This is a genomic window from Streptomyces sp. NBC_00435 (genome assembly GCF_036014235.1).
In the GTDB taxonomy this organism is placed as follows: domain Bacteria; phylum Actinomycetota; class Actinomycetes; order Streptomycetales; family Streptomycetaceae; genus Streptomyces.
Genome location: NZ_CP107924.1, coordinates 744,281 through 766,347 on the forward strand (window position 1 = coordinate 744,281; position 22,067 = coordinate 766,347).

Below are 22,067 nucleotides of genomic sequence, written 5' to 3' on the forward strand. Positions count from 1 at the left end.
CCTCACTCCGAAAACCACCCACGAAAACGCCCGGCCTCCCGCGGCCGACGCAAGCACCGCCCCGAGCGCGCGGAGGGGCCCGTGTTCGTCGACAACTCCGGGCGCAGGGCGAGGTTGCTGCGCCGGATCGGTCTCTCCGTCGGTGCCGTCTGCGTCGGATACACCCTCGTGCTCGGCATGGCCTTCATGGGCTGGGGCACATCCCTGGACCCGTCATCACTCCTGCCCCTCGGTCGCGGTCCGGCCTCCGGCACCCAGGCCCCCGGGCCCCGTGGCGTTGGGCCGCGAGGCGGTACCGGGACGCCGCCGGTGAAGCCCACCGGCGCCCCGCCGACGGCCAGTCCCACACCGACGCCCTCCGCCTCCACGAGCGCGAACTGACCGGAGCCCGAAGAAACCCATGACGACCACCACCTCCTCGCGCGGCCGCAGGCGCGCCCCCTCCCGGATGACACGGGCGGCGGGCAAGGCCGCGACCCTGCAGAAACCGCGCGTGATCCTCGCTCTGCTCCTCCTCGGCCTGCTGACCAGCGTGTTGCTGCTCGACGGCTACTTGCGGGCCGAAGTGGGGGGCGACGAACGCATCCGCACCGGGGCCTCCGCCGACCAGGTCCCCGACGACGTCATCGAAGGCGGGCCGATCCTGCGGTTCCGGGACGGCACGGCGCAGTCCGTGTCGGTCCCGGACAGAACCATCGTCCTGACCTTCGACGACGGCCCGGACCCCACGTGGACCCCCCAGGTCCTCAAGATCCTCGAGGAGAACGACGTCCCGGGCACCTTCTTCCTGGTCGGCTCGATGGTCGCCCGGAACCCGGGCATCGTGAAGGACTTGGTGGACCAGGGCAGCGAGGTGGGCATCCACACCTTCACGCACGTCGATCTCAGCTACCAGAGCAGTGAACGGGTCACCCGCGAGATGGAGCAGACCCAGCTCGCCCTGGCGGGCGCGGCCGGAGTCACGACGACACTGTTCCGTGCGCCGTACTCCTCCCAGCCGGACGCCATCGACAACTACAGCTGGCCCATCTACAAGCAGCTGGGCGAGCAGGGCTACACCAGCGTCTTCGTGGACACCGACAGCTTCGACTGGAGGACACCGGGCGTCTCGAAGATCGTCGAATCGGCCACCCCGGAGACGGGCGAAGGCACCTCGGTCCTCTTCCACGACGCGGGCGGCGACCGCAGTGAGACGGTCAAGGCACTCCCCGAGTACATCAAGAGGATGAAGGCCCTGGGCTATACGTTCACCACTGTCAGCGGCGCGACCCAGAAGGCGCAGAGCGAGGCCCGGGAGGCGGCCGCCGCGGCGGGGACGACGGCGGGCACGGACCAGGAGGCGAACGGCGAGCAGTCCGGCGGCGAACAGGCCGGCGGACTACCGCCCGTTGACGCCGTGCGCGAGGGTGCGAACAGCCTCCAGGCCGCCCACCGCACCGCCACGGGAGCGACCCTGTACGAAGGAAAGGCCCTCGTCGCGGCCGTGGCCGTCGCCGAGTGGACCGTACCGGGGCTCGCGATCGGGCTCGCGGTCGTCGGCGCCGCCGTCATCGGCCGGTTCGCAATGATGCTCGTCCTCGCCCGACGCCACTACAGACTCCGCAACAGGCGCCGCTTCAGCTGGGGGCCCACGGTCACCGGGCCGGTGACCGTGATCGTGCCTGCCTACAACGAGAAGGAATGCATCGCCAACACCCTCACATCGCTGGCGCGGAGCACCCATCCGATCGAGATCATCGTCGTCGACGACGGATCGACGGACGACACCGCCGAGATCGCCGAATCGCTGGGCATGCCCAACGTCCGCGTCATCCGCCAGGAGAACGCGGGGAAGCCGGCCGCGCTCAACAACGGTGTACGTAATGCCCGTTACGACATCGTCGTGATGATGGACGGCGACACGGTCTTCGAAGCGGACACCGTGGAGCAACTGGTGCGTCCCTTCGCCGACCCGAAGATCGGCGCCGTCGCGGGCAACGCCAAGGTCGGCAACCGCGATACGGTCATCGGCGCGTGGCAGCACATCGAGTACGTCATGGGCTTCAACCTCGACCGCCGCATGTACGACCTGCTGCGCTGCATGCCCACGATTCCCGGCGCGATCGGCGCGTTCCGCCGCGACGCCGTGCTGGAGGTCGGCGGCATGAGCGAGGACACCCTCGCCGAGGACACGGACATCACCATCGCCATGCACCGTGCGGGATGGACGGTCGTCTACCAGGAACACGCCAAGGCCTGGACGGAGGCACCCGGCTCGTTGAAGCAGCTGTGGAGCCAGCGCTACCGCTGGAGCTACGGCACCATGCAGGCACTCTGGAAGCACCGCAAGTCCCTAACCGACAAGGGTCCTTCCGGGCGTTTCGGCAGGGTCGGCATGCCGCTGGTGGTGATCTTCCAGATCGTCACGCCCGTGTTCGCTCCGCTCATCGACGTGTTCACCGTCTATTCGATGATCTTCATCGACTTCACGTCCGCCCTGATCGCCTGGCTGGCGGTACTGGCCGTCCAACTCGTCTGCGCGGCCTACGCCTTCCGCCTGGATCGCGAGCGGTACCGGTACCTCCTGATGATGCCGCTGCAGCAGCTCGCGTACCGCCAAATGATGTACCTCGTGCTCATCCACTCCTGCGTCACCGCCCTCACCGGCGGCCGCCTGCGCTGGCAGAAGCTCAAGCGTACGGGCGAGGTCGCCACCCCTGCCGGGACCGGCCGATGAGCCGGTCCGTGCCGATCCCTTCATCGAGTACGTCGTCGTGATCACTGCGTGGCCCGTCGGACGCGGGCGAGGACGAGGACCGTGTCGTCGGCCGGCGGGGCAGGCAACAGGCTCGTGAGGATGCGGTCCACCATGGCTTCCAACGGTCCCGGGGATCTGCCCAGTTCGGCGCGCAGTGCTGCCAGGCCGGCCTCGAGGTCCCTGCCGCGTGCCTCGATGAGGCCGTCGGTGTACAGGGCGAGGGTCGCGTCCTCGGGGAGCTCGATCTCGGTGGTCCGGAAGGGGAAGCCGCCGACACCGAGAGGGACTCCCAGGACTTCGTCGATGGTCTCCACTGCGCCGTCCGGCCGGAGCATCAGGGGCGGGGGGTGCCCGGCGCTGGCGATGCGGGCGCGGCCGGTCCTCGGGTCGTAGACGATGTACAGGCACGTCGCCAGCTCGATGCCGGCCTCCTGGGCGCACGCGTCGAGCTCGGCGAGCAGCTCGGCCGGCTCGATGTCGTGCCTGGCCAGAGCCTTGGTCGTGATGCGCAGGCGGCCCATGGCGGCGGCGGCCGACACTCCGTGCCCCATCACGTCGCCCACCACGAGAACGACCCGGCCGTCAGGCAGGGTGATGACGTCGTACCAGTCGCCGCCGACCTCGGTGATCCGGCTGCCGGGCACGTACCGGTGGGCCACGTCCACGTACGGGCTGGTCGCCAACGCGCTCGGCAGCAAGGCCCGTTGCAGGGTGAGGGCGATGTCCTGGACCCGGCTGTACAGACGGGCGTTGTCCAGACAGATCGCAGCACGCGAGGCGAGCTCACTCGCGAGGCTGACGTCGTCCTGGGTGAAGGCCGGCCGGGCCGCGGAGCGGCCGAACATGGCGATTCCCTGAACCGTGCCCCTGGCGATGAGCGGGGCGACGAGCACGCAGGCCAACCCGCTCTCGGCGAAGAGCCGGGCGCGTGACTCGATGAGGACGGTCCGGGCCAGGAACTCCTCGTTCACCACCGCTGAGATCGCGCGGCCGGTCCTCAGCATGTCGTGGATGACGGAACCGGACGGATACCGCACCTTCTCCACCCCGCTCACGAGCTCGGTGGCCGGAGGGGGCAGGATCGTCCCGGAGGCGATCCGGCGGGTGAACAGCGGGCGCGCCGGATCAAAGTCCTCCGCCTCGTCCATCCACTCCACGACTTCGACGACGGCGCCGTCGCAGAAGTCCGGCATCGACGCGTCGACCAGCTCCTGGGCCGTGAGGTTCACGTCCAGGGTGGTGCCGATACGGGTGGAGGCCCCGTCCAGCAGAGCCAGCCGCCGACGGCTGGCAGTGGCTTCCAGGATGGCCTGTTCCCGGTCCGTCACATCCACCATCAGCCCGCCCACTCCGGCGCGCGAGCCGACCGCCTGACTCAGAGGGAAGAAACTCACCGACCGCACTTGGTCGCGGTCCGGATGCCCCCGCGGGCGCAGACCCACCAGCGTCCCCACGACCGGTGCTCCACCCAGGGCGACGGCCCGGAGCATGCGCTGGTACTCGTCGCCGTCGGGCATGATCATGAATTCGTCCATGCCCCGCCCCAGGTGCGCCTCGATCGGAACGCCGTCCATGTCGGCGAGCGCCTGGTTGAGGTGAACGTACCGGAGGTCCTGATCGAGCATGACCAGACCGATGGGACAGGTCTCGAAGAGGGCATCGAGGAAGGCGAGGTTGGTCTTGACCCGGTCGAGCTCGCCACTGCGGCTCGCCAGGACCGTCACCACGGACCGTCCTCCCGCTCCGATCATGGAGAAGGCCCGGAAACCGCACTCGAAGCTCGTGGCATCCCGATGCCGTGCCGTCAGTCGGCCCCTCCAGTACCCGAGGGTCCGGCCCCGCTCCGTCAGTCGAGCGCAAGAATCGGAGGCGCCCTGATGCCCGTCGGCGAAGAGAAGGGCGCCGGGCTTCGACAGGACGGCCGTGGAGTCGTACCCGAAGAGGTCCCGCGCGCCGGGCCCCCAGTCACAGACGAGGCCGCCCTCATCGATACCGAAGACGGCCACAGGCACGTGCTCCAGCAGCGTCCCCGGCTCGGACCAGAACGGGCCGTGAGCCTCCTCGCCCCCCGGCAGAGCCGATGGCACGAAACGTCCCCTTCCACCCGCAGTTCCATCCATTATGCGGGGGCCCTCGGCGGTGCGCGGCGGGAAGAGCGCCGGAGGGCACACCGCGACCTGACGAACGAATGTTCGCTCGAATTTTGCAGCAGGCTTGACGCGCAACCCGCGGGGGCGGTCTACTAGCCAGCCATCATTGCGTTTTGCATGTGCTGGGCACGGCAAAGTGGAGGACATACGTGGCCCCCTCGCCACCCGTAGACGGGTATCGGTTCGAGATATTCCAATCAGAACCTTTCGTCTTGACTCGCTTCCGCACTTATGGATGGCGCACTGGCTGGCTGTTCATCGCCGCCCCCGCGAGCGTGCTGCTTGTTCTGATTCTTTCCGCCATCTACGGCCGACTTTCCATGCCGGACATGGATGGTCAGATATGCCGGGACGCGGCGACCCTCTTTCACATGGGGAAGCTCAAATGCGTCAAGGAAGTCACGGCCAGCACGGATTTTCCCCTTCTGCGTGACGTGCCCTCGATCTTCGTAATCCTTGCACTCACCGCCACTCCGTACATCGCGTTCCGTCAATGGAGCTCTCTTGAGGTCCTCCTTGTATCAATGGTGCGCAGCGGGGCGCTCGAGATCCCCACTCTCGCCGAGCGCGCGGCCATCCAGGCCGAGGTGGCTACGGCGAACAGCTACCTACGCCGTCTGGGGCGGTCGGCGAAGGTGGTCCTGGGGGTGTCGGGCGTATGCGTGCTTCTCGTGGTGATCGCCGAGAGCAAATTGGGCGTGTACAGCGTCTTCGGCTCTCCCGCGAAAAGCGGGAACGACTGGGGAGGGCAGGTGTACACCCACTGGTGGGCCAGCTGGACCGCCGCGCCAGCAAGCTCGATCCTGTACTGGGTCATAGGCACACTCGGCATCTACTTCATCATCATCATGAATCTGGCGGGCAGCCGCGTCCTCATTGCGTTGTGGAGACTCAGGAAAACACTGCGCTACAAAGCGGACGTCTACAATCGCGATGGATATCACGGCTGGGCCGAGGCCCGCGGCGTCCTCCTGCCCACCTACACGGCCATTCTCGTTCACGGGTTCTGCCTGGTCCTGGTATCCATTTCGCTACCTCAGCCCATCGGTCTATGGGTACTCCTGCCCATCCTTGGCCAATGGGTGCTCACGCTGCCCTTCTATCTGGGGCTCCCCCCTCTCCTGACCCGTCGTGGAATCGTCGCGTTCAGGGGGCGGGAGACTGCCAGACTTGGACTCTATCTTCGACGCGTCGAAGACAATAGAAGTGCGCTGGAGACGGACCACCGCTATCACACCGAGTGCGAGGCGATTGTCCAGCGCATCCGGAGGGTTTCCGCAATTCATTCGATGCCTTTCAATCGACCTCGGGACATCCTCCTCGCCGTGCTTCAATTGATGGCAACCGCAAGCGGTGTATACGCGCTCATAATCCTGTGGTATTAGACGATCGCTGTGCGAGGGGAAGCATGCTTCGTGACCATGAGGATCGTCTGGCGGAGCTGTTCGACAACTATTCACGATCGTGGGGCCCAGTGCAGTGGCGCGAGTTGTGCGCCAAGATCGAGGTCGGCCACGACGTGAAACACGGACGCATGTTGTCCGCCCTGAGCCTGATCGAAGCCGACTCGGCGGTCATGCGCCGCAAACTCGCCGCGACGCGGGCCGACCGCAGCAACCCCATCAAGGACTTCAACGTTCTCTGGCTTGCGGAAGAGGCCGAGCACGGTCGTGCTCTTCAGGCGGCCTCCGAGATGCTGCGGACTCGCGTGGCACAGCCGTGGACACGCCCCGCCGTGCGGGACCTTCGGTCCACGGCGACGTGGCCGGCGCTTTACCTGTCGGGGTGGCTGGTCCCACATCTGGAAGCCGTCTACTGCACACTCGGCTCCGTGCAGGAGTACATCGCCCTAACGACGTACCGGCACATTGGGAAAAGGGTCGGGGATCCGGCGCTCCAGGAGCTGCTGGAGTGCATCGCACGGCAGGAAGCACGGCACATGCGCTTCTACCGGGAGGCGGCCAAGGTACTACTGGAATCCCCCCGGGCCCGCCGGGTGACCACCGCGCTGATGGCCCGGCTCTGGCGCCCGCCAGGTGTGGATCTGCTGGGACCGCGGGTATGGCTGGACGTGTTCGGTCCGTTGCTCACGGACGGCGTCTACGTGCGCCAATTGCTCAGGGTGGACGAACTTCTCGGCAACCTGACAGGACACCGCGGTGTGCGTCCGATGCAGCGATTCATCGATACCACCGTGCCTTCGCGCTGCACGGCATCGACGGGGTAGGAGAGCATGGAGAGCTTCACATCGGCAGGCATGGAATTCCCCCTCCTCGAGTTCGGGCCAGGAGACGGGGAAGCGGTAGTCCTCCTGCACGGCTTCCCGGCCGATGCCCAGAGTTGGAGGCCGACGGCCAAGGTCTTGGCCGCAGCCGGATACCGGGTCCTCGTACCGTTCCAGCGCGGATATGTGGCCACCGCCCGACCGAAACGGGTCGCCGCGTACCGGCTGCGGGAAGTGAGCGAGGACGTACTGGCACTCCTGGACGCGGCCGGGTTGGAACGCGCCCACATCGTCGGTCACGACTGGGGAGGCGGGGTGGCTTGGTACCTTGCTGACCGGCATTCCCAGCGCGTTGCCACGCTGACGGCGGTGGCGACTCCGCACCCACGTGCTCTCGCCCAGACCCTTCTGACAAGCAAACAGCTTCTCCTCTCCTGGTACCTGCTGTTCTTCCAGATCCCGAAACTCCCCGAGTGGCTGCTGACCCGCAACGAAGCGCAGCTCGGCCGCAGATGGCTGCGCAAGTTGGGACTGGAGGACCGCACGGCCACGGAGTACGCGAAGGCCTTTGCCGACGATCGGGCATTGATGACCGGCGCCCTCAACTGGTATCGAGCCCTCCTGCTTGACGCGCCCTACGGGTGGGCGGCAAAGCCGGTGCTTCCTGCCACCTTGTACGTGTGGGGGACCGCGGACAGCACGGTGAGTGCGAAGGCTGCCTGTTTGACGGCCAAGGGAGTGGCCGGCGCCTACACGTTTCACCGGCTGGAAGGGGCGACCCACTGGATTCCGGAGCAACATCCGCAAGAGCTGGCCGAGCTGATTCTCCACCACGTGAGAACACACAAGTAGCGGGTAGCCGGTCAGGGAAAGGTGCCGCCGCCGGCCTTCGGTGCAGCCGGGAGGCAGCTGGAACCCGAGGTGTCTTCCCCATACCGGTGCACCCGGCCCGGCGGCCGTCTACCGTGGTGACGGGATCGCCCCGGCTTCGGGAAGGGAGCATCGGAGATGCTGGAGCAGGCGTTGATCGCGCTGGCCGCGGCGGGTGGTGCGGCGGTGGTGCAGGCCGCCGGAACGGATCTGTGGGAAGGGCTCCGGCAGCGGGTGGGTCGATGGTTCGGTCGCGGAGACGCAGAACGCGAACGGGCCGCCCTGAACAACCTGGACCGTACCGAGCGCGAACTGGCGCAAGCAGGACCGGCGTCGGTGGAAGGGGTACGCCGGGACCAGACCGTGATGTGGCGGACCCGGATCGAAGGCCTCCTGGAGAACCTGCCGGCGAGCGAACAGGCCGTCGCCCGCGCAGAATTGGAGGACCTTCTCAACGATCCCGCCTCGCCCGGCGGGGCCACAGCCGGGCAGGGCGGTCTGGCCGTGGGAGGAAACTTGCGCGACATCCGTGCCGATCACGGTTCGATCGCCGCCGGAACGATCAGCGGGGGTGCCAGGATCACCTCCCCTCCGAAGCCGGATCCGTCCCAGGGCTGAACGGACCGGCCGTCTCGAGCCCACCCAACGTCCGACCGCCCTCCGCCGCGGATGAGCCCGTCGTCGGCTCGGTGCGGGCGGACGGGAACAGCGTTTCTGTCGGTTCCATGGGTACCGGATCCCAGATCACCGTCAACGGCGTGCCTCTGCAGTGGGCCGCCGCACCCGACCCGGCCGACACCCACGCCGGCCGCGCCCGGGCATGGCCACCGCCAGCCGAGGACGTCGCGCCTCTCGCCCTGCCCCGGCGCAGGGTTCCGACGGACCGTCTACGGGGACGCGAAGGTCTGGTGGCCGAGCTGACCGCCGCGGTGACCGGGCGCAGCGGCGGCGCCCCGGACCGGCCCGGGGTCTGGCTTCTGTCAGGAATGGGAGGGTGCGGGAAAACCACCGTCGCCCTGGAGACCGCCCACCGTTTGGCGGACGCGTCGACACGGGTGTGGTGGGTGTCGGGAGCCGACGAGGGGGGACTGCACTCGGCACTGCGGGCGGTGGCGTTCGCGGCCGGGGCCCGGCCGTCCGACTTCACCCGGGCCCATCCGGCCGATGTGTTGTGGAAGCGCCTGGACGCCCTCACCACACCGTGGCTGTTGGTCCTGGACAACATCGACGACCCCGCTGTCCTGTCCATCGGCGCCCCCACCGGCCGGGGCACCGGTTGGCTGCGCGAGCCGGCTCACCGCTGGGGAACAGTACTGGTCACCAGCCGTGAGTCCCGCGGCGAGCGCTGGGGTTCCTGGGTGAGCGTGGCGGGCGTCGGCCTGCTGTCGAGCGAGGACGGCGCACGGATGCTCCTCGACTCGGCAGCGCAGGCGGGAACCGCGCAAGAGGCCCGGGCGCTGGCCGAGCACCTCGGGGGACTCCCGCTCGCACTCGACCTCGCCGGCTCCTATCTGGCCCGCGCGCTGGAGAGCACCTGGCCGTCGTCGTCGGTACCGGACACCTTCTCCGCGTACGGCGCGAGCCTGGACGCACGGCTGGCCGACATGGCCTCGGATCCGGACCACGACCTGGAACCCCGTGAGCGGACTCGCCGTGCGCTGGTGAGTACCTGGGAACTCTCCCTTGATCACCTGCACGGGCAGGGAATCGATCTGGCGCGCCCGCTGCTGCGGCTGCTGTGCGCGTTCGGACCGGCCCCCCTGCCCTACCTTGAGCTCCTCGATCCGGAACTTCTCGCCCGGAGCGAGCTCTTCACCGAACCGCACCACACCCGGCTCCACAAGGCGCTGGACGGCTTGGCCGGACTGAGGCTCGTCACGGTCGAGAGGACCCGCGATGGCGACCGTACGCGGGCCGGAGGCATCCAGAGATGGGTCACCATCCACCCGATGGTCCGGGCCGCCAGCCGGGCCCACCCCGATTTCACCGCGTCGGCAACGGACATGCTCGCCCTCGTCACTGACCTCCTGCTCGGTGTCACCGGCCCCCTGCAGCTGGCTGACCCGGAGGACTGGCCCATGTGGCGGGCGATCGCACCGCATTGCGGCGCCGCACGCGTACTGCTCTCGGCCTGCGAGCCCCGGATCGGCGAGGACATCGATCCGAGCCTGGTCGCAGCGGCCACCGAGCCCTCCGTCGGTGCCGCGCAGTACCACGGCATCGTCGGACTGTACGGCGAGGCGATCGCCGAACTCGACGCAGTCTGCTCGCTCAGAAGGCGACTCCTCGGCGACGCCCATCCCGCCGCCATCGTCGCGCGACTCCATCTGGCCTGGGTGCTCCGCGACAACGGTGACCTCGCAGAGGCCGACCGGCTGTACCAGGAGGTGGCACTGGCCGCAGCGGAGGCGCTGGAGCCCGGTCATCCCTACCTGCAGTCGGTCAGGACCGGCCGGGGGCGCGTGCTCCGGGAGCTGGGGCGGTACCAGCAGGCGGAAGAGGAGCTGGTCACCGCACTCGCCCTGCGCCGGCGGGACCCGCAGGCCACTCCCCTGGGCATCCTGCGCATCCGGCACGCCCTGGCCATGCTTGCCCACAAACGCGGCCGGCACGAGGAGGCCGTAGCGGAAGTGAAGGACGTCCTCCGCCAGGTCCGGGCGCTGGTCGAGGAGGGCCGACCGGGCGTGCCGTCCGCCGAGGCCCACCTGGACGCCCTGGCCGTGGAAGTGAGCCTGGCGCGCGTACTTCGCGACGCGGGGTACGCGGCGGAAGCGGCGGCCACTGCCGAGAACGTGGTGCTGGAGTACCGCCGCGTGCTGGCACCCGACCATCCGCACATGCTTCTCGCCCGGCATGAACGCGCCCGCATTCTCCGGGACCACGAGTCGGAACCCCGGTTCCTGGAACGGGCCAGGGAGGAGTTCACCGACATCTGGCGGACCAACGAGCGCCGCCTGGGAGCCGATCACCCGGACGCCATCGCCTCCCGGCACGAGCTCGGGACGGTTTGGCACCTCCTCGGGCGGCCCGATCTGGCCATCGAGCACTTCCGCGCGGCACTGGAGGCGGGCAGACGCCGGCTCGGTGAGAACCATCCCGATGTCGTTGTCACTGCCCGCAACCTCGCCGACGTGCTCGCCACCCGACCATCCCGACCACCTGAGGGAGAGTCCATGATGGATGACGAACCCGGCGACCGGAATCTGCCTCCGTCCGTCCCGGACCTGGCCTCGGTCACTCTGCCGTGGGCCCTCTCCGCCGAGCGCGACGACGCGGGCACGCCCCCGGATTCGGCCAGGATCATGGCCCGGTTCGTCCACCCCCGCCTGAGCCGGGGTGGGGCCAACCCGGGCGACGGCGGGTATTCGCAAGCGAACCCCACCCCACGACGGGCCGGACGGACGAACGGCACGCCTGCCCCTACCTATCGCCCCAGCCCCGGCCACTCGTCCGAGCACCCGCCCGGATCGGCCTTCCCGGGCACCTCGGCCCTTCGCGCCCTGGCGACGGGTCGGGAGGACCCCGCTCTGGTCGAGCAGCTCAGGATCCGGCAGCGCGGTACCCGGCTGCTCGCCCTCAGCGCCCTCCTGAGCAGGGCGGACCTGCTCGGGCACAGCGGACCGGACCGGCTGCCGATGGCCCGTCAAGTACGGGCGCTCTTCGTGGAAGCCGACCGCGCCGATCCCGAGGCGGTCACCGTCGTCCTGCTCCACCCGTCCGTCGGCCGCTGGCTGAGCAAGGCGCTCCGGACCCCGGACCAGGGGCCCCTACCGGTCGGACCGTCGGGCCCCTGGTCCGCCGACCACGATCTGTCCCATCTGCATGCCGTCGCGGCGGCCGCGGCCATCCGGGCCGGGCTGGCCTTCACCCTCCCGCTCCCGGTCCGCGACGGGTTCGCCGTACTGCCCACGCTGGGGACCGCCGACCTGCGTACCGCCGACAGCACCACGGCGCACATCACGGTCTCGGCGGACCGAGCCGAGATCAGGTGCGGCGGGACCACCGTCCGGCTGTCGCGGCCGGGCGGGTCGGTGCCGCCGGGCTGGATCCCCGTACAGAGCGTCCGTACCCCCGTCGGGTCCCGTTCCTTCGACCTCGTCCTCGACGACATGGACCCCTACCGCGAGACCGAGGGCCCGGTGCGACCGTCCCCGTTGAGCCCCCTGGAGACCGACCGCTGGCGGCAGTTGACCGGTGAGGCGCAAAGGCTGCTGGTCGGCGCCGACCCCCAGCAGGCCGCGGCCATGGCCGTGGCCCTCACCGCGCTGACGCCCCGCCCGGCCGAACCCGGCGGGATGATGACCTCCATTTCGGGCAGCGACGCCTTCGGGGGTGTCGTCCTCAGCAGCCCCCCGGACGCCGTGGAGCTCGCCGCGACCCTGGTCCACGAGTTCCGGCACATGAAGCTGCACGCCGTCCTGGACGCGATCGATCTGTACGAGGAAGAAGAGGACGGGGGCCGGAGCGGCTCGCTGTACTACGCCCCCTGGCGGGACGACCCGCGCCCGTTGCACGGCCTGTTCCACGGTGTGTTCGCGTTCTTCGGCGTGGTCGACTTCTGGCACGGCCTCATCCGGCACACGGAGGGGGAAACTCTCCGGCGCAGCCAGTTCCAGCTCGCGTACTGGCGCCGGCAGACTTCCGACGCGTACACAACGCTGCGGAACTCCCCTCGACTCACCGCGAACGGACGGCTGTTCGTGGCCATGATGTCCCACGCCGCGGACGGCTGGACCGACCCCGGTTCGACCCCCGGTGAGGTGACGGCCCTTGCCGAGGAGGCGGTACTGACCCACCGTGCGCGATGGCGGCTGCACCATCTGCGGCCGGAGGGGGCGGCGGTGGCCGGATTGGCCGAGGCATGGGTGTCCGGTGGGCCGCACCCGCCCTCGCCCCCGAACCCGCACATCGCGGTGACCGTGCGCCCGGACCCCGGAGTTCCCTCCCTCAACGACCACACGGTGCTGCTGTGCCGGGCGGCGTGCGGGCAGGGAGTGACACAGGAGCTCCCCTTGCCCGCCGATCCCTGGGCCCGGCTCCTCCTCAAGGTACGCAGACGCGGTGGCGTCGAGGCGGAGGCTGCGGTGCGATCGCTGAGCCAATGCCCGGAGGTCGTCCGGGCGGTTCACGACCGGGTCGCCACGATGACGAGCACGGCCCCGGACCCCTCGGCGCTGGCCGCCTGGATCGGCACCCGGGGCGACACGAACGGCCGGTCCGGTCTGCCGTCGATGGACTTCGGCTAGCGGTGGCTTGTCGACGGCAGGTCAGCGTGGCGGCAGGGCGGTAGCAGAGTTGCCCGGCACCCGGGACGTCCGTCGCACTTGGGTCGGGCACCGGGAGGTGTGCAACTCTGCGATTCCGGGGGGGGGCTTACCCACCCCCTCCAAGGGGGAGCCGAGGTGATCGGTCCGGTCGTGTGGTGGTCAGGCACAATCGGCCGGGGCTGATTGTGACGCCCTGCCATATATCCCCCTGAACTGCGGACTTCTACGTTGTGGCCACACCCGACGTCCCGCAGACCCCTGGAAGTGGTGCACATGGCCTCCACCGGTACCGACCCGAAGGCTCCATCCGGAATCCGGCGGATCGTCGCCGCCAGTCTCATCGGGACCACCATCGAGTGGTACGACAACTCATCCGTTCAGGGCTACCACTACCCACCGCAGGTCGAAGTGCTCCGTCGACCGCCTCGACGGCGCAATCGAGGGCCCGCGCAGTGGCGACTCGGGGCGAAATCCGTCCTTTGTTTGTCCTCGTGGGGGGCCTTGCGGGGAGTGTCGGCATGTGTGACCTTCCGGAGTGTCCGGTGCCGTTCAGGGGAGCACCCAGAGCTACGTGAGGTGGACCGGTGGAACCGGTAGTTCAGCTTGTCCGGAGGGCCACGATCAGGGCTCGTGGAGCGGCGGGTAAGGGGTCGAGGCGCCGTGCGCCGGCCGCAGGAGTCGCGGTGCTGCTGGGCGCGTCCCTGCTGACGGGGTTGGGCACGACGCCCGCCTCCGCGGTCGGCGACGGCCCGGCGTGTACGGCGAACGGGAGCACGCAGACCTGCGTCTACGGTTACACGGGAGGTCCGCAGACCTGGACGGTGCCGTACGGGGTGACGGCCGCGACCGTTACCGCCTACGGCGCGAAGGGCGGTCCAGGTTCCTCGTACTTCGCGACGAAGCCCAACACGTTCGGCGGTGCCGGCGGCCGGATCGTCGCCGACCTCACCGGCCTGGGCGCCGGCTGGCTGCTCCAGGTCAAGGTGGGAGGGACGGCCGCTCCCCCCGGGGCACCGCAGGACTACGGCAGGCAGTACGCCCGCGGCGGGTTCAACGGGGGCGGCGATGGCTGGTCCGGGGGCGGTGGCGCCTCGGACGTGCGCGCGTACAACTACACGACCAAGCAGTACGCCCTGGCGGATCGGGTCGTGGTGGCCGGCGGCGGGGGCTCCTACAGCCCCGGCTTCTACGGCACCCTTCCTCCCATCGAGCCGGCTCCGCTGGTCGGCGGGGGCGGCGGAGGCGAGGTGGGCGCGGGTGTCGACGGGGAAACGGCACAGGTCCGCGGCATCGCCTACGGCGGCACACAGACCGCGGGAGGTTCCAACTCCGCTGGTGGCGCCGCTACGTGCTCCGCCGGCAGCGCGTTGCCGAAGACGAAGGGCTCGGCCACCGACGGGGCGTTCGGCACCGGAGGGAGCTGCCTCTTCTTCACCAACGGGGAACCCGACTACTACATGGAAGGCGGCGGCGGGGGCGGCGGCTGGTACGGAGGAGGATTCGGCCCGAAGCTCTACGCGGGCCCCGACTACTACGTCGGCGGCGCAGGCGGCAGCAGCCACGCCGGCGCGCGCAACCTGGTGGGCGTGAGCGGCAGTACCACCGCGACCGGCGGTACCTTCACGCCCCCGGCCGGCATGGGTGACAACGGCCGCGTCGAGATCTCCTGGACGGTCCCCGGTTACCTCGGCTCCAACGGCTCCTGGAGTGCCGCCAGTGGTCAGGTGACGTCCTTCACCAGCAGCGGCCGGGCCTACAAGCTCGTCATGCAGGGCGACGGCAACCTGGTCCAGACCGACACCGCCTCGGGCCAGGCCGTCTGGGCCTCGGCCACCGCCGGCAACCCCGGCGCCACCGCGCGCTTCACCGCCGAGGGCCGCCTCGTCGTCCTCGGCCCCACCGGAGCGCTGCTGTGGAGGTCGGCCACCGGTGCGGGCCCCCACTCCGCCTTCGCCGCCGGTGCGAACGGCAGCCTGGCCGTCACCGACGCACAGGGCCGACTGCGCTGGTCCACCACCACGACCACCAGGATGCAGTACCTGACCCTGATTCCCGACTCGGCGATCGCCATCACCGGGCACCAGCTGGTGATGCAGTGGGACGGCAACCTGGTCTGGATCGACGCGAAGGCCCGGGCACTGTGGGCCTCGAACACCTGGGGCCACGACGGCCAGGGCTACTACGCCGACTTCGGCCTGAACACCCTCGCCGTGCGCAACCGCGACGGCAACCCCATGTGGACCGCGCCCCTCTTCACCGCGTACAACCGCGTCCTCTCCCTCCAACTCGACGGCAACATCGTCATCTCCGAGAACAACGGCCAAGCCGTCTGGGCAACCAACACCTTCGGATAACCCCTCGTCCTTCAACACCACTGGCTCCGTGAGTGAGTTCTGGGTTCTGGCACAGATCTTGGGTAGCGGTCGCGGAGCGTGACGCCACGGTTCGATTACAGGGGATGGTCACGACCCTGGGGCCGTCACCGCGCACCTCGACCACCACAGGCATGAGCCCTGTCCGACCTCGAGTCGTGAACCGTGCTTACGGGACGGCCAATCGCGAGAACTGCTCGGCAAACGTGCGACGCGGACAGGCCGCAGCTCCAGAGATGAAATGCCGGACCACCAGCCGGATCACGAAGCCGTACTCGGCGAGCGGAAGATCCTTCAACCTGCGGTGATAGTGGTCGTGCACCCGCTCCGAGAAGCGGCCGCAGTCCGGACACTCCGCCCCGGACAGTCGGCCTCTCGCCACCACCTCGACCGTACCGAACGCGGCCATCACCGCCGCGACGTCCACGTCGTCGACACCCTCGAACACGATCGAGCCCCAGAACCATGCATCGGTCAGCATGACCAGCACCATCACCGTCCATGGCCGACCCAGGAGCTGACGGAGCGTGATTTCCGGCTTTCGGGTGGTGCGGCGTACGCGGTCTCACGCGAGCCCGTCCCCTCGCAATCGAACACGGAGGTGACGCTCCGCGACGACTCGCCAGGATGCGATCGATCTCGTCCGGATCCTCGCTGCGCGCCCTCTGCGACGCCCGAAAGAGCTCGGGGTTATCCCTCAACGTCGCGATGCCGATCATGAGGCGATCCTGTCGGGGCCGAGCATCCATCGCGCCGTGACCTCCAGAGCGGTCCCGAAGTGAGTGGGCTCGAGATCCGGGAACAACGCGCGCAACCGGTTGTTCACCGCCTGCGAGTGCCGGACGTCCCCCGGCCGCCCCTCCGCCCGTACCACCGGCAACTCCCGTCCCAGGATCTCCGAGAGCTGGCGAACCACGTCGTTCACGCTGACGCGACGGCCGAACGCGAGGTTCACCGGCTCCGGAGCCGTCACCCGATGCTCCACCGCGCCGACAAGGACCCGGCACACGTCGGCCACGTAGGTGAAGTCACGGGTCTGCGCGCCGTCCCCGAAGATCGTCAACGGCCGGTCCGCGCGGACGCTGTCCAGGAACTGGGGGATCACCGCCGCGTAGACATGGCCGGAGCTCTGCCGCGGACCGAACACGTTGAACAGCCGGAAAGCCACGCTCGAGATCCCGAAGGACTCTTGGAAGCTCAGTACGTACTGCTCAGCCGCGAGCTTGCTGACCGCGTAAGGGCTCATCGCGCGTACCCATTCACGTTCGTCCTTCGGCAGGGCGGGGTTGCGCCCGTAGACCGAGCTCGACGACGAATAGATGACGTGGCCGACGTCCGCCCGCCCGCATGCCTGGAGGAGGCTCAGGGTTCCGTCGATGTTCGCGCGGTGGGTCGCCCACGGATCGGCGATGCTGCGCGGAACCGATCCCAGTGCGGCGAGGTGGACCACAGAGGCGCATCCACGGATGCTTGCCTCGACCGTTCCCCCGTCGAGCACCGACGTCTCGACGCGCTCCGTCTCAACGCCGTCGAGATTGCACCAGTCACCGGTCGAGACGTCGTCGATCGCGACCACCTCGTGCCCGCGCAGCACGAGTTCGCGCACTAGGTTGGAGCCAATGAACCCGGCTCCCCCGGTGACTGCAATCTTGGTCATCGCGCCTGCCTGCCGCCGGTAGGCGAACCTGCGACCCGTTCCCGCGCCACGTATTGCGCCAGCATCCAGGCGCCCTCGCGCAGCTCGGACCAGGCCACGTGCTCGTGAGCCGAGTGCGCGTTCTTCAACGAACCAGGCCCGACGACGATCGTCGGCACCCCCATCGCATGAACGTAGTGCCGGGCATCGCAACTGACGTTCCACCCGGCGATATGAGACGCCGGCACCCCGGTCAGTCCCGCCCACTCCTCGACGACGGGCGCGGACTCGGGGGTGAGGCATGCGTCGTTGCGTAGACCCCGGTGGAATCGGACGCGATGACTGCCGCCCGGCCAGACCTCAGCAGCCTTCGCGCATGCCTCCCTGATCAGACCCTCGACATCCTCCAGCGAGTGGGTCGGCAGGAAACCGAGGTCTCCGACCAGCGTGCATCGTTCGGGGACGGTGCCAGACCATTCGCCACCGTTGATCCTGCCGATGTTGAGGCTGAGGGGCCATTCCCACCTGGCGAACGCATCGTGGCTGCGGGCCTGCTGCAGGAGGACGCCTTCGAGGTCACGCAGTGACGCCATCATGGCGACGGCTCCTTCGATGGCGCTTACCCCGGACGCGGCTTCGCCCATGTGCACGCTGCGGCCGACCATGTCGACCGAGAACGTGAGACAGCCACGATGTCCGCGGAACACCTCCAGTCCGGTCGGCTCGAGACAAATCGCCTCGTCGACCCGCCCTCCGTACAGGATGTTCGACAGGGTCCCGTTGCCGCCGATCTCCTCCTCGGAGGGCAGGTCGAGTTCGACCCGCTTCCCGGCGCTGACCCCCTCGTCCCCGATGAAGCGCATCGCCTCAGCCAGCATCACCAGGCCTCCCTTCGTGTCGCAGGCCCCCCGCCCCCAGATGGCCTCGGCGTCGACACGCGGTTCGAAGGCGGCAGGGTCCTCCGGCGAGGCGGGCACGACATCGATGTGGGCATTGAACCGCGTGGTCGTCGTCGCGCCGTGTCCGTTCTCGAACACGGCGAATCCCGAACTCGGCCCCCCTTCGGTGCGTGCATCCGGATGCGGAGACAGGTCCGGATGAGCAGAGAGAAGGGGATGCCGGTCCCGGGTCTGGAGCGGGGCTCCGAGCGGTTCCAGGTAGCGAGCGAGGAAGGCGAAGCATGCCGATTCGTGCGGCGTCTGCGTGTTCAAGCTGATGTACTCGCACAGGTCGGTCGCGATCGCCGGACGGCGGGCGTCGAAGAAGCGGTCGAACCGGCTCCGGTCCAGCGGCTCAGACATCGTCCACCCCGATCAATCCGATCTCCAGTGGCAGCCCGGCCAGCGCGCGATCCGCGCGCCCAGCAGCCTCGGCGCGCGTGGTTCCCCACGCGATCGCGCTGGCCAGCATGTCCTTGGCCGACCGATACCCGTCCAACACCTGTCCGACCTCCAACTCCTGTTCCCAGAACACCTCGACGACTCCCGTCTCCCACGTCTGAGCCGCCAGATCGCCGACGTAGGTGACAACACCCGTGGCGGAAGGGAAATAGCGGCTGGCCACGAAGGTCGATTTGGTGGCGACGAGGGATGTCGGGTCGACGGTCTCGCCGAGCGCGAGGCGCACAGCGGCGTCGACGATGTCGACCCCCGAGGCCAGGGGCACCAGGTGAGTCCCGAAACGCGAGCCGGACAGTCTCGCCGCCACCTCCAGGACGTACACCCCGTCCGGGGTGAGCAGGAGGTCGGTGCTGAAGACCGAGTCGTCGATCCCGAGGGCTGACACCGCCGCTGCGGCCGCGGCCTCAAGGGCTGCGCGTTCCTTGGGACCGGCCGCCGACGGTAGGTCGTCGCCGGCCTCGAAGACGAACGGGGCGAACCGGTGCTTCGCGTCGTATTTGCGATCCGACAAGGCTGCTACCTGCACGACCCCGTCGGCGACGATTCCCTCGACTGTGTGTTCAGTGCCCTCGACGAACTGTTCGATGACGAGGGCATCGCGTCCCGTCGCCTCGCGCGCGGCGGCAACGGCCTCCGGGAGTCGGTTGGCGTCGCGGACGACCGAGACTCCGACGGAGCTGGTGCCGTCCGTCGGCTTGACGACCGCCGGGAAGCCCAGTGCGCCTGCTGCCTCAGCGGCCTCTGCGAGTTCACGGAAAACCCTGAACCGAGGCGTGCGCACGCCGGCCTGCTCCAGTGCGGCGATCCTCAGATCCTTGTAAGTGCAACGGTCGGCGACCTCGACCGGGACTCCCGGGCAGGACCACAGGCGAGCCAGCCGGGAGATGACGGGCGGGTTCTCGTAGCCGAGCGACATCACCGCGTCCACGCCCTCGATGCCGGTTTGCGCCACGGCGTCCAGCACCGCTGCGGCGTCTCGCGGGTAGGCCACCAGGACCCGGTCGACCGGTAGGCCGTCGAGGTCGGTCGGACGATCAGTGATCGCGATGATCGCGAGGTCGTGATCCCGGGCGATGCGCGGGATCACCGACTCCATGCCACTCCCGATGCCACAGACCACGAGCTGTCGACTCATGACGTCGTCCAATCGTTCACGCGGTCCACCACCGCGTCCACCGTTCCGTCAGCCAGGGCCGCCAGTCCATCCCCGATCGTGAGAACGATCGGCTCCTCGTGCCGGTTGAGCCGTGGGTTCAGCGTGTCCCTGATCGCGGCGCCCGAAGGATCCGCGCCGGGCTCCGGACCCAGGTACATGTCGGCGCAGCGGACCTTCGGCTCTCCCGTTCGCCGGAACCAAGCCGAAGCGGCAGCCCCCAGCGCGAGCCCGGAATCGCCCATATTCGGCCGCACGAAGTCGCCATCGATCTCGGGGAGTTCGCGGCTGCGACGATTGAGCTGCACATTCGCGAACCAGCCGCCGGCCAGGACCACGTTCCGCTCGCCGAGACGAGCGGCCCGGTCAGCCACGAAGCCGCAGACGATCTCCTCAGTCAGATCCTGACCACCGGCAGCGAGGTCCGGGGCGGAGAACCCAAGCATCTGCCGCCGAGTCTTGTCCGGGATGCCCTTGTCCGTGGGGATGAATCGTCGGCCCGGCTGTGCGGTGACCAGACTGTCGCGACAGTCGATCGGCGTGCGAAGGAACTCCTTGGCCTCGTCGCCGCGACCTCGGCCGGCCAGGCCGGTGACCTTACCTTCGTGCCGGTTGGTGCGATACCCGAGCACATGAGTCACCCACCTGTAGACGTGTCCGGGACTGTCGATGCTCGAGCGCCATTCGAGTTCCTCAATGCCACCCCCACCGGCCCTGCTGAGCGTTGAACTCTTCCGGTCCCCCCTGCTGTCGAATGTGACGACTATCGACGTGTCGAAGGGGCTGTAGGCATGCGCCGACCAGGCGTGCGAGAGATGGTGCTCGTAGGCCTCGAGCCGCGAGGCCAGGACCCCATGCTCAACTGCCAGGCGATAGCCCACGTCGCGAATCTCGACGTCGTTCGCGTGCTCCGTGGCCAGCCGTCGCGCCATCGCGTCGACGCCGTCAGGGTTGCTCGCCGCTGCGACACGCCGCGCCACGTCGGGCAGCATCTGCGCCATGTTCGTCCCGGCGAACCAGCCGTGGACCCATTCGTCGACCTCGGCCGTCGACAGGCCCATACTCTCCAGTAGCCAGGTCACGGACCTGCCGGGAAACCCGGTCGGCTGCTTGACCCGAGTGAACCGTTCCTCCTCGACCGCGCCGAGGATCTCGCCGTCGATGAGCGGAGCAGCACTGGCAACCAGATCGTTCTGCCAGCCGATGATCGCGGTCACGACGTCTCCTCCAGGAGATTCTTCGGGGCGGCGACCGATTCCTCGAGTCGAAGGCATGCCTCGTGGATCCGCTCGGCCGGCTCCCATGCCACGCTCAGGCGCAGATGCGTGGGGCGGTGGTCAACGAAGAAGGGCGCACCGTCGCTGACCCGGACTCCCACAGCCGTGGCGCGCACTGCGGCCTCGGTGCTACTCACGTGGGAGGACGGCAGCCAGAGGAAGTAGCCGGCACCCACGACGGACGGCGGTCGGTCCCAGGCACGGAACGCCTGATCGGCAGCAGCACGCCCACGTCCGAGGCGCTCGCGAATGAGAGCGAGGTGGCGGTCCAGGGTCCGCGGATCCCGCACCAGCTCGGCGACGAGGGCGCACGCGACGGGTGAGGTTCCGAAGTCGAACTTGACCGTCCGCATCGCAGCCAGAGCACGGGCACTGCCCTCGACAACGCACACCCGTGCACCCGGGACCACCGTCTTCGAGAACGACATCAGGCGCAGTGCCCACGCGTTTCCTCTCCGCTGCGTCACGGTTGCGCACACGCCGGGAACCTGGTCGGCCGAGACGGCGGCGAGCAGATCGTATGCAGCGTCCTCGATCAGGGCCGCGTCAGCTTCGACGATCGCCGCCGCCAGATTGTCGCGCTCGGCGGCGGAGATGGTCCGGCCGTCCGGATTGTTGAAGGTGGAGACGACGTAGACCACGTCGTCCCGACTCAAGACTCCGGCGAGTTTGCTCCAGGCCACGACCGGCAGCCCGATGGCCTTGGCAATGCCGAGCGCTTCGCGATAGGTCGGTTCGAGCACGACCAGGCGAGCCGCCGGTCGGTCCCGGAGCAATGCACGCAGCGCGAGGTCGAGTGCGCCGAGGGCGCCTCCGGTCACGAGAGTGTCGTCGACGTGGACCGCACAGGTCGCGAACCGGTCGACGAACAGCTCGCGCAGGTCGTCCAGGCCGGCCGGCGATGAGTAGTTGAACCCGCGGCGGAGGACCGCGCCGGCATCGAGGGACTCCAAGTGCGAAGAAAAGACCCCCCACGGGATC

The 22,067-nt window shown here is 68.9% G+C and carries 14 protein-coding genes; 7 read left to right on the top strand and 7 right to left on the bottom strand.

From position 1 onward, the window contains the following. Positions 1 to 400 precede the first annotated feature (400 nt). On the top strand, positions 401 to 2,716 hold the full coding sequence (locus OG389_RS03305; protein ID WP_328296936.1) for a bifunctional polysaccharide deacetylase/glycosyltransferase family 2 protein: 2,316 nt from the start codon (positions 401 to 403) through the stop codon (positions 2,714 to 2,716). 41 nt (positions 2,717 to 2,757) lie between these two features. Here OG389_RS03305 and OG389_RS03310 read toward each other — a convergent pair whose 3' ends face one another. Continuing rightward, entirely contained in the window at positions 2,758 to 4,824 is a 2,067-nt protein-coding gene (locus OG389_RS03310; RefSeq protein ID WP_328296937.1) for a SpoIIE family protein phosphatase, read from the bottom strand. A gap of 275 nt (positions 4,825 to 5,099) precedes the next feature. Here OG389_RS03310 and OG389_RS03315 point away from each other — a divergent pair, with 275 nt between their 5' ends. The 6 genes from OG389_RS03315 to OG389_RS03340 all read left to right on the top strand — a co-directional run bounded on the left by OG389_RS03315 (position 5,100) and on the right by OG389_RS03340 (position 15,602). Further along, entirely contained in the window at positions 5,100 to 6,272 is a 1,173-nt protein-coding gene (locus OG389_RS03315) for a hypothetical protein (protein WP_328296938.1), read from the top strand. A 23-nt stretch (positions 6,273 to 6,295) separates the two neighbouring features. Next, on the top strand, positions 6,296 to 7,114 hold the full coding sequence (locus OG389_RS03320) for an acyl-ACP desaturase (protein ID WP_328296939.1): 819 nt from the start codon (positions 6,296 to 6,298) through the stop codon (positions 7,112 to 7,114). Between the two features lie 6 nt (positions 7,115 to 7,120). Next, positions 7,121 to 7,963, top strand: a complete 843-nt coding sequence (locus OG389_RS03325; protein ID WP_328296940.1) for an alpha/beta fold hydrolase — start codon at positions 7,121 to 7,123, stop codon at positions 7,961 to 7,963. 156 nt (positions 7,964 to 8,119) lie between these two features. After that, positions 8,120 to 8,599 carry a hypothetical protein gene (locus OG389_RS03330; RefSeq protein WP_328296941.1) on the top strand — a complete coding sequence of 160 codons (480 nt, stop codon included), beginning with the start codon at positions 8,120 to 8,122 and terminating at the stop codon, positions 8,597 to 8,599. 107 nt (positions 8,600 to 8,706) lie between these two features. Further along, positions 8,707 to 13,227, top strand: coding sequence for an aKG-HExxH-type peptide beta-hydroxylase (locus OG389_RS03335; protein WP_328296942.1), 4,521 nt, complete (start codon positions 8,707 to 8,709; stop codon positions 13,225 to 13,227). Positions 13,228 to 13,931: 704 nt separating this feature from the next. Next, entirely contained in the window at positions 13,932 to 15,602 is a 1,671-nt protein-coding gene (locus OG389_RS03340) for a hypothetical protein (protein WP_328296943.1), read from the top strand. A 187-nt stretch (positions 15,603 to 15,789) separates the two neighbouring features. Here the strand turns inward: OG389_RS03340 and OG389_RS03345 are convergent, their stop codons facing one another. The 6 genes from OG389_RS03345 to OG389_RS03370 form a co-directional block, all read right to left on the bottom strand. Continuing rightward, positions 15,790 to 16,101 carry a transposase family protein gene (locus OG389_RS03345; RefSeq protein ID WP_328296944.1) on the bottom strand — a complete coding sequence of 104 codons (312 nt, stop codon included), beginning with the start codon at positions 16,099 to 16,101 and terminating at the stop codon, positions 15,790 to 15,792. Positions 16,102 to 16,335: 234 nt separating this feature from the next. Next, entirely contained in the window at positions 16,336 to 17,277 is a 942-nt protein-coding gene (locus OG389_RS03350; RefSeq protein ID WP_328296945.1) for an NAD-dependent epimerase/dehydratase family protein, read from the bottom strand. Beyond that, positions 17,274 to 18,557 carry a M20 family metallopeptidase gene (locus OG389_RS03355; protein ID WP_328296946.1) on the bottom strand — a complete coding sequence of 428 codons (1,284 nt, stop codon included), beginning with the start codon at positions 18,555 to 18,557 and terminating at the stop codon, positions 17,274 to 17,276. Before OG389_RS03355 ends, OG389_RS03350 begins: the two co-directional genes overlap by 4 nt. Next, positions 18,550 to 19,752 (bottom strand): ATP-binding protein, encoded by a 1,203-nt coding sequence (locus OG389_RS03360; protein ID WP_328296947.1) that lies wholly within the window; start codon positions 19,750 to 19,752, stop codon positions 18,550 to 18,552. The genes OG389_RS03355 and OG389_RS03360 overlap by 8 nt, the downstream gene beginning before the upstream one ends. A 35-nt stretch (positions 19,753 to 19,787) precedes the next feature. Further along, positions 19,788 to 21,026, bottom strand: coding sequence for a carbamoyltransferase N-terminal domain-containing protein (locus tag OG389_RS03365; RefSeq protein ID WP_328296948.1), 1,239 nt, complete (start codon positions 21,024 to 21,026; stop codon positions 19,788 to 19,790). After that, positions 21,023 to 22,039: an aminotransferase class I/II-fold pyridoxal phosphate-dependent enzyme gene (locus tag OG389_RS03370; RefSeq protein WP_328296949.1), complete on the bottom strand. Its 1,017-nt coding sequence runs from the start codon at positions 22,037 to 22,039 to the stop codon at positions 21,023 to 21,025. Before OG389_RS03370 ends, OG389_RS03365 begins: the two co-directional genes overlap by 4 nt. Positions 22,040 to 22,067 lie beyond the last annotated feature (28 nt).